The 8,118-nt window shown below is 75.3% G+C and carries 8 protein-coding genes; 3 read left to right on the forward strand and 5 right to left on the reverse strand.

The features are described 5' to 3' along the window. Together egtA and G3I42_RS21110 are read right to left on the reverse strand one after the other, a co-directional pair. Positions 1–1,073, reverse strand: a 1,073-nt coding sequence (gene egtA / locus G3I42_RS21105) for an ergothioneine biosynthesis glutamate--cysteine ligase EgtA (RefSeq protein WP_164288186.1), incomplete at its 3' end; no start/stop codon positions are given. A 250-nt stretch (positions 1,074–1,323) separates the two neighbouring features. Then, complete coding sequence (locus G3I42_RS21110) at positions 1,324–1,797, reverse strand: type II toxin-antitoxin system PemK/MazF family toxin (protein WP_164288188.1); 474 nt, start codon at positions 1,795–1,797, stop codon at positions 1,324–1,326. Positions 1,798–2,180: 383 nt separating this feature from the next. On the opposite strand from G3I42_RS21110, the gene G3I42_RS21115 reads away from it, so the two are divergent. Beyond that, complete coding sequence (locus G3I42_RS21115) at positions 2,181–3,617, forward strand: aldehyde dehydrogenase family protein (protein ID WP_164288190.1); 1,437 nt, start codon at positions 2,181–2,183, stop codon at positions 3,615–3,617. 178 nt (positions 3,618–3,795) lie between these two features. On the opposite strand, the gene trxA is transcribed toward G3I42_RS21115, so the two are convergent. Beyond that, positions 3,796–4,197 carry a thioredoxin gene (trxA, locus tag G3I42_RS21120; protein ID WP_164288192.1) on the reverse strand — a complete coding sequence of 134 codons (402 nt, stop codon included), beginning with the start codon at positions 4,195–4,197 and terminating at the stop codon, positions 3,796–3,798. Between the two features lie 141 nt (positions 4,198–4,338). Here trxA and G3I42_RS21125 point away from each other — a divergent pair, with 141 nt between their 5' ends. Beyond that, on the forward strand, positions 4,339–5,790 hold the full coding sequence (locus tag G3I42_RS21125; RefSeq protein ID WP_164288194.1) for an NAD(P)/FAD-dependent oxidoreductase: 1,452 nt from the start codon (positions 4,339–4,341) through the stop codon (positions 5,788–5,790). A 75-nt stretch (positions 5,791–5,865) separates the two neighbouring features. Here the strand turns inward: G3I42_RS21125 and G3I42_RS21130 are convergent, their stop codons facing one another. Beyond that, positions 5,866–6,306 (reverse strand): phosphatase, encoded by a 441-nt coding sequence (locus tag G3I42_RS21130; RefSeq protein WP_164288196.1) that lies wholly within the window; start codon positions 6,304–6,306, stop codon positions 5,866–5,868. 18 nt (positions 6,307–6,324) lie between these two features. Here G3I42_RS21130 and G3I42_RS21135 point away from each other — a divergent pair, with 18 nt between their 5' ends. After that, positions 6,325–7,638, forward strand: a complete 1,314-nt coding sequence (locus G3I42_RS21135) for a hypothetical protein (protein ID WP_164288198.1) — start codon at positions 6,325–6,327, stop codon at positions 7,636–7,638. 17 nt (positions 7,639–7,655) lie between these two features. Here the strand turns inward: G3I42_RS21135 and G3I42_RS21140 are convergent, their stop codons facing one another. Next, positions 7,656–7,820 carry a hypothetical protein gene (locus tag G3I42_RS21140; protein WP_164288200.1) on the reverse strand — a complete coding sequence of 55 codons (165 nt, stop codon included), beginning with the start codon at positions 7,818–7,820 and terminating at the stop codon, positions 7,656–7,658. Positions 7,821–8,118 lie beyond the last annotated feature (298 nt).

The raw sequence follows: 8,118 nt of genomic DNA on the forward strand, positions 1-8,118 counted from the left end.
CGCGCCGCCGTCAGCCACAGCGGCGAGCGCGGGGCGGGTACGTCGCCGAGCCGCCCCGAGAGCGGCGCGACCGCCCGGTACGCGGCCTCGGCCGCCTCCTCGTCGTCGAAGAGCGCGCCGACCACGGCGAGCGGCACCGCCCAGCCGTCCTCGCCCGGCTGCGCGTCGATCATCCGCAACTCCAGGTGCCCGCGTGCCCGCACGGGCGGGAAGAGCGTCGAGACGTGGTAGTCGAGGTCGGCCACGACGGGCGCCCGCCCGGCCCCCGCGGCCCGTGCGCCCTCGCGCGTCCACGCGCGCAGCGTGAGTCCCTCGGGCACGGGCCAGGGGCCCTCGTCGGCCCGTACGCACATGACCGGCGTGTCCAGGACGTGCCTGCTCCACGCCGTGCGCGCGTCGGTGTCGAGGGCGGGCGCCGCCGTGCGGCCCGGCTCGATCGCCGCCCACAGCGCCTGCCGCGTCGAGCGCCAGCCCGTGACGCGCCCGGCGAGGAAGGGGGAGTTGGCGAAGGCCGCGACGAGGACGGGCCCGAGCAGGTGGGCCAGGCGCCAGCGGCGCTCGAAGCCCAGCGGGCCCGGCCCCGGGAGCCCCGCGTCCACGCACACCTGCACCGAGGCGGAGGAGCACATCATCGCGCGCCCCGAGGAGCCGGTGCGGTCCAGCACCCGCTCCATCGCCTCGTAGCGGGGTTCGCGCAGCCGCCGCAGCGGGGTGCGCCAGGGGTCGGTCGCCGTGCCGGTGAGCGCGAGCCCGAGCGGGGCGAGAGCCGCGCGTACGGCGGCGAGATCGTCGCGCATCGCCTCCCAGCAGGCGCCGAGCGAAGGGGCGGGCAGCGAGCTGAGTTCGAGCTGCCCCCCGGGTTCCACGGTGAGCGGAGCGGAGAGGGACAGGGCCCGTACGGTGGCGAGCGCCTCCTCGTACTCCGCCGCGCTCAGCACATGACCGGGCCGCCCGGGGGCGTGCACCAGCCACTCCACCTCGACCCCGACCGCGCGGGGCGGCCCGGTCTTGAAACAGACGCCGCGTACCAGGGCCTCCAGCTCGGCCCCGCTCACGGCCACCTCGTCCGGCATAGCGCCCTCCGGCCTCGGGAGTTCCCGTACAAGTCCCTGTGCGAAGCCTCAAGCCAAGACCAGCCCTCGGCATCCCACAAGGGCACAGGGCGGCCCGCACCGCCGCCGAACGGGTGAAGCGGTGCTTTTCAGCCCTTCGCGGGGCGGGACGCGAGCGCGGCGGAAGCGCACGGGGAAAGGGGGCGGCCGGAAGAGCGGGGGAGGGGCGTGGAGCGGGCCGGGGCGGTGGCGTGCCCCGGCCCGCCGCGGCTCAGTGCCAGCCGTACCGTTCGCGCAGCCGCCCGACGACCGTGTTGAAGCGCATCCGGTCGAGCGCGCACGCCTCGCGCCGCATCCCCTCCTCGTGCAGCCGCAGGACGCGGTGCAGGGCGACCCACGAGTCACGGCCCGTGCGGTCCCAGGGGCCGCTGCCGAGGAAGACCCAGTCGCGGTCGCCCGTGTGCGGCTTGCTGGAGAGCTGCACGGCGAGCAGTGTGCCCGCCTCCTCGCGTGCCACGACGAGTACGGGGCGGTCCTTGCCGCGCCCGTCGTTCTCCCGGTAGGGCACCCAGGTCCACACGATCTCGCCCGGGTCCGGGTCCCCGTCGTGCGCGGGCGCGTACGAGGTGTGCACCCGGCCCACCTCCGCGCCGGCCGCCTCGGTCGTCGCGTGCGCGCCGAAACGGCCCGGTATCGCGCTCTCGTCCGCCGGTCTCGGCGCCTGATCATCCGTGAAAGCAGTCACGGGGACACCGTAGTTGTCGCCCGCCCGCGTTCCCGCACCGCGTCCGGTGCCGGGTGCGGCACGAGACGGAGCGGGGCGGTGCGCGGAAGGCGCCGCCAACTCGGCTGATTCGCAAGGCCGGAGGGAATGCTTCCGGGAGGAGGGGGGAGAAGGGCGGGTTGCCGACCGCCGGTCCGGAGCGCGGCGGAACCCATGGCCCACGATCACATGGCATGACTAGGATGATCGATGCTCAACCAGATCTGACCGGTTGTGAGCATTCGGCAGCGAGCCGGTGGTTCCGCGCGCCCGCCCCCCACCACGCGAACCCGGTGCCGCCGTGTGCCTCGGCCTCCCCGCCCGCCGGGGACCCTCCCGGACCACACCGACTGGAGACGCACCCGATGCCCCTGCTCGATCCCGCCGCCTGGCAGCCCCGCCCGCTCTCGGGCGCCGAGCACCCCGTCACCGAGCCCGCCACCGGTGCCACGCTGGGCCACTACCACCTCGCCACCACCGAGGACGTGGCCGACGCCGCCCGCGTCGCCGACGCCGCGCGCCACACCTGGGCCGCCCGCCCCTACGCCGGGCGCGCGGCCGTACTGCGGCGCGCGGGCGAGCTGTTCACCGAGCACGCGGCCGAACTGCGCGACTGGATCGTGCGGGAGACCGGATCGGTCCCGGGCAAGGCCGAGTTCGAACTCCACGTCGCCGCCGAGGAGTGCTTCGAGGCCGCGGCCCTCGCCTCGCGCCCGCTCGGCCGGGTGCTCCCCTCGGAGGCGCCCCGGCTCTCGTACACCCGCCGCGTCCCCGTCGGTGTCGTCGGCGTCATCGCGCCCTTCAACGTGCCGCTCATCCTCGCGATCCGCTCCGTCGCGCCCGCGCTCGCCCTCGGCAACGCGGTGCTCCTCAAGCCCGATCCGCGCACCGCCGTCAGCGGCGGCCTCGCGCTCGCCGCCGTCCTGGCCGCCGCCGGGCTCCCCGAGGGCCTCCTGCACGTCCTGCCGGGAGACGCCTCCATGGGCCAGGCCCTCGTGGCCGACCCCCGCGTCCCCGTCCTCTCCTTCACCGGGTCCACGACCGCCGGCCGCGCGGTCGGCGAGGCCGCCGGGCGCCACCTGACCCGCGCGCACCTCGAACTCGGCGGCAACTCCGCGCTGATCGTGCGCGAGGACGCCGACATCGACGCCGTCATATCCACCGCCGCCTGGGGCTCCTTCTTCCACCAGGGACAGGTCTGCATGACCACCGGGCGGCACCTCGTGCACGCCTCGCTCTACGACGAGTACGTGGCACGGCTCGCCGCCAAGGCCGACTCGCTCGGCGTCGGCGACCCCTACCGCGAGCAGGTCCACCTCGGCCCCGTCATCGACCAGGGCCAGCTCGGCAAGATCCACCGCCTCGTCGAGGCGAGCACCGCGCGCGGCGCCAGACTCGTCGCGGGCGGCACCCACGAGGGCCTCTTCTACCGGCCCACCGTCCTCGCCGACGTCGACGAGGACACCCCGGTCTACACCGAGGAGGTCTTCGGGCCCGTCGCGCCCGTACGGTCCTTCGCCGACGACGACGAGGCCGTCAAGCTCGCCGCGGCCAGCCCCTACGGCCTGGCGCTCGGCATCGTCACGCGCGACACCGCGCGCGGCCTCGAACTCGCCGAGCGCATCCCGACCGGGATCGTTCACATCAACGACCAGACGGTCAACGACGAGGCGGTGGCCCCCTTCGGCGGCCTCGGCGCCTCCGGCACCGGCGCCCGCTTCGGCGGCGAGGCCAACCTCGACGCCTTCACCGAGACACGGTGGACAACGGTCCGCGCGGACGTGGCGGGCTACCCGTTCTGACGCCTTCGCGGGGCGCACCTGCCGCTTTTCGCCGGACCCGCGCTCCCGGCCGCACGAAAAACCGCCCCCTCGCCCGAATGGGTGAAGGGGGCGGTCCAGGGCCGCGGGAGGCCGGTACGGAAGGGGGGTGCTCCGGCCCTCGCGCGGACCCCGGTCCTGGTGTCGTCGCCGGAGTGGCTCAGGCGGTCCCGCCCGGCTGCGGGGACTCCCCGCCCGTCGACTTCTCGGCGTCGGCGATCGACTTGCGGACCTCGTCCATGTCGAGCGCTCGCGCCTGCCCGATGACGTCCTGGAGCGCGGCCTCGGGGAGCGCCCCCGGCTGGGCGAAGACGGCGACCTGGTCGCGGACGATCATCAGCGTCGGAATGGACTGGATACCGAAGGCGGCGGCCAGTTCGGGCTGCGCCTCGGTGTCGATCTTGCCGTAGACGAGGTCCTGGTTCTCCTCGGACGACTTCTCGTAGACCGGCGCGAAGGAGCGGCAGGGACCGCACCAGGACGCCCAGAAATCGATCAGGACGAACTCGTTGTCCGTCACGGTCTGGTCGAAATTCTCCTTGGTCAGCTCCACAGTGGGCATGCTTTTCCTACTTCCTGGTCTGTCCTGGCACATCGATACGGCCCGGAAACGAACCCGTCAGGACAACGGTGCCGCGTCAGGGCGTATTCCGTCCCCGCTACCCCCGTGGCGAGGACGCACACACTTCGACAGACTGGAGTCATGACGGACACCGGAACCGAGGCCCAGCAGCAGACCTACGACGTCGTGGTGGTGGGCGCGGGCCCCGTCGGCGAGAACGTCGCCGACCGCACCCGCGCCGCGGGCCTGAGCACTGTGATCGTGGAGAGCGAACTCGTCGGCGGCGAGTGCTCCTACTGGGCCTGCATGCCCAGTAAAGCCCTCCTGCGCCCTGTACTCGCCCAAGCCGACGCCCGTCGGCTGCCCGGGCTCGCGCAGCAGGTCGCGCGGCCCCTCGACGCGAGCCCCGTGCTCACCCGCAGGGACTCCTTCACCTCGCACTGGAAGGACGGCGGGCAGGTCGAGTGGCTGGACTCGGTCGACGTGCCCCTCGTCCGCGGCCACGGACGCCTCGACGGGCCGCGGACCGTCGCCGTCACGACCCCAGAGGGCACCGTCACGCGGATCACGGCGCGACAGGCCGTCGTCCTCGCGACCGGCAGCGGCGCCAAGCTCCCCGACCTTCCCGGCCTCGCCGAGGCCAAGCCGTGGACGAGCCGCGAGGCCACGAGCGCCCAGCGGGTGCCCGGCAGGCTCGCGATCGTCGGCGGCGGCGTCGTCGCCGTCGAGATGGCCACCGCCTGGCGCGGACTCGGCGCGCACGTCACCCTGCTCGTCCGGGGCGAAGGCCTCCTCGACCGCCTGGAGCCCTTCGCCGGGGAACTCCTCGCCAAGCAGCTCGCCGAGCACGGCGTCGACATCCGCCCCCAAACCTCCGTCGCCGAGGTATCCCGCCCCGGCGGCACCGGGCCCGTCACGCTGACCCTCGGCGACGGCTCGACCCTGGAGGCCGACGAGGTCCTCTTCGCCACAGGCCGCGCCCCGCGCAGCGAGGACCTGGGCCTGGAGACGGTGGACCTGGAGCCCGGCTCCTGGCTCGAGTCGGACGACAGCTGCCTCGTCCCCGGCACCGACTGGCTCTACTCCGTCGGTGACCTCAACCACCGTGCGCTCCTGACCCACCAGGGCAAGTACCAGGCGCGCATCGCGGGCGCGGCGATCGCCGCGCGCGCCAAGGGCGAGACCGTCGACACCTCGCCGTGGTCCCCCGCGCAGAGCACCGCCGACCACGCGGCCGTCCCGCAGGTCGTCTTCACCGATCCCGAGGTCGCGGCGGTCGGCCTGACCCTCGCGGAGGCCGAGGCGGCGGGCCACCGCGTCCGCGCCGTGGATCAGGAGATCGGCTCCGTCGCGGGCGCGGCCCTCTACGCCGACGGCTACACGGGCCGCGCCCGGCTGGTCGTCGACGAGGACCACGGCTTCCTGCGCGGCGCCACCTTCGTCGGCCCCGGCGTGAGCGAACTCCTCCACTCCGCCACCATCGCGATCGCGGGCGAGGTCCCCCTCACCCGCCTGTGGCACGCGGTCCCCTCCTACCCGACGATCAGCGAGGTGTGGCTGCGCCTCCTGGAGGCCTACCGCGACGGAAGCTGACGGCGGGGGGCGGGGCGGTCCTGGGCGGTCCGGGACCGGGCGCGAGGCCCGGCAAGGGCTCGCACCCGGTCCCGGCTACGCCGCTCCCGCCCCGTACCGTCGTACGAAGCGCCGCTGCCACGGGGTCTCGACCGCACGCGGGTGGTAGCCGGCCCGTACGTACGCGACCGCCTCCGCCGACGGGACGCCGTCCAGGACGGCGAGGCACGCGAGCGCCGTGCCCGTCCGCCCGACCCCGCCGCCGCACGCGAACTCGACCCGCTCCCCGGCCGCCCGGGACAGCGCCTCGCGCAGCACCGCCGCGAACGCCCCGCGATCCGTCGGCAGCCGGAAGTCCGGCCACCGGACCCAGCGCGCCTCACGTTCCGTCACGCCCGGGTCCCTGCCCAGCAGGTACACGCCGAACTCCGCGCCCGCGCCCGCCGGTTCCCCGTACCGCAACCCCCGCCCCCGCACCAGCGCCCCCGAGGGCAGCCGCAGCACCCCCGGCCCCTCCGCGTCCCACGTCCTCGCCATGCCCGTACGGTACGGGCCATGCAGAGCCCGCCGCACGGCCCCGCCACCCTCGCCCTCGCCGCCCTCCTGGACCGCTCGCTCACGCGCATCGCCGAAGCCGCCGCCGATGCCCGGGGGTTCGACCGCGAGACGGTACGGCTGTACGCCGACCTCGGGGACAACTGCACCGTCCCCCTCGTACGGGCCTTCGCCGCGCCCGGCCCCGAGGAGCGCGAGTCACGGGCGCGGGCGCTGCTCGCGTGGATGGGGGACTGGAGCGAGGAGCGCCGCGCGCTGCTGATCGCCCTGGCAGGGGACACGGTCGAGCCGCTGCTCGCACCTGCCCGACCCGACGGCCCGAACCGCGACTACCTGGGGCGGGTCATCGCGCCCCCCTACCCCCTCACCCGGGAGGCCGTCGCGGAACTCGCCGCCGACTACGACCTCCGTGGCGCCACCATCGAGTCGTTCCACGTCGAGCGCGCCGGTGGGTCACTGAGGGCAGCGCTGACCGTCGCCCTGCCGCGCACGTACGCCGACGGATCGGCGTCGCTGCACGTGTGGCTCGACGGGATCACCGAGGTGGCCTTCACCCTCCCCGCGGCTTCCGGTGGCCTCACCTTCGCCCCGGACCCGGAGGGCTTCACCGTGTCCTTCGGGACCTCTCTCCTCCGGGCGGCGGCCGGAGAATGCCGCCCCGACGACCGTTCCTGGCACCTGTCCGCCGCGGGCCGCCGCGCCGACGCGCTGCGCCCGCAGAACGCCGACCTCCCGGCGCGCGTACCCGCACCGCCCTCCGGCGACCTGCTGCCCGACGCCTCGGCCGCCGCCGAACGGTTGCGGCACGCGATGCTGGAACTGCGCTCAGTGCGGTACGTGCACGAGGCGGACCGTGTGCCCGTACGTGCGCTGTGCCGCGTCTTCGCCGGGGCGGGCACGGCCCTCCTCGGGGCCGGGACGACGGCCGGCGGAAGCGGTTTCGGGGATCTTCTGCGGCTCTGGCTGGAGCGCCGCGACACAGAGGCCGGGACACGCCCCGACCCGCCCGCGCACTCCGCACCCCCCGCGCGCGCCGCGCTCGTCCTGGCGCGCTGGACCGCCCACGAGGCGCCCGGCGGGCGAGGGGAGGCGGTTCTGCTGCTCGCCCTGCCGCCCCGCCCCGGCGAAGGCGACTGGCGGCTGCGGACGGTCGCGTGCGCCGCCCCCGAGGTCCTCGACGTGCGAACGGCCGCCTTCGCGGGCGCCGGGCCGCTGACCCGCACCGGGCGAGAGACCGGCCGCTTCGGGCTCGGACTGCACGAGGCGGCGCTGCGGCTCCTCGCCCCCCAAGGGATGAGCGCGGCCGTCGAGTGAGGCGGGGGCTTCAGGGCTCAGCTCGCGCGTACCTCCGCCCGGGCCGGGGGCGCCGGGGCCTCCAGGGGGCACGGCGCCTCGCGGTTCAGCGCGTCGCGGTGGACCAGCTCGGGGGTCTCCCCGCCGGGACCGGGGTCGCCCGTGCTGAAGGTACCGCCGCACGGGCACGTAGCCGAAGCCATGAGTCTTCCCTTCGCAGAATCTGGGCGATCCTATGCCCCGGCCCGGCCCGCGTCATGCACCTTCCGCCGGACGGGCGAGAGCCCGGCGAAAGCCCCGGCGCGCCGGGTGGCACGGGCGTACCGTACGCGCCCGCCGCCTTCAGTAGCCCGCGCCGCCCGAAGGGACGTACCGCGCCTCGGCCACCCGGGCCCGCGCCGCCGCCTCGAAGGCCGGTCGCGGGCAGCCCGTCCCCGCCCGCTCCTCCAGAAGATCGAGCTGCGCCACCATCAGCCGCGCGTACCGCTCCCGTTCCACGCC

Source organism: Streptomyces sp. SID11385 (assembly GCF_010548245.1).
GTDB lineage: Bacteria > Actinomycetota > Actinomycetes > Streptomycetales > Streptomycetaceae > Streptomyces.

Coding starts and splice junctions, on each gene's coding strand:
- G3I42_RS21135 (WP_164288198.1), top strand. CDS start 6,325: ATGCAGAGCCCGCCGCACGGCCCCGCCACCCTCGCCCTCGCCGCCCTC.
- G3I42_RS21115 (WP_164288190.1), top strand. CDS start 2,181: ATGCCCCTGCTCGATCCCGCCGCCTGGCAGCCCCGCCCGCTCTCGGGC.
- G3I42_RS21140 (WP_164288200.1), bottom strand. CDS start 7,820: ATGGCTTCGGCTACGTGCCCGTGCGGCGGTACCTTCAGCACGGGCGAC.
- G3I42_RS21130 (WP_164288196.1), bottom strand. CDS start 6,306: ATGGCGAGGACGTGGGACGCGGAGGGGCCGGGGGTGCTGCGGCTGCCC.
- G3I42_RS21125 (WP_164288194.1), top strand. CDS start 4,339: ATGACGGACACCGGAACCGAGGCCCAGCAGCAGACCTACGACGTCGTG.
- trxA (WP_164288192.1), bottom strand. CDS start 4,197: ATGCCCACTGTGGAGCTGACCAAGGAGAATTTCGACCAGACCGTGACG.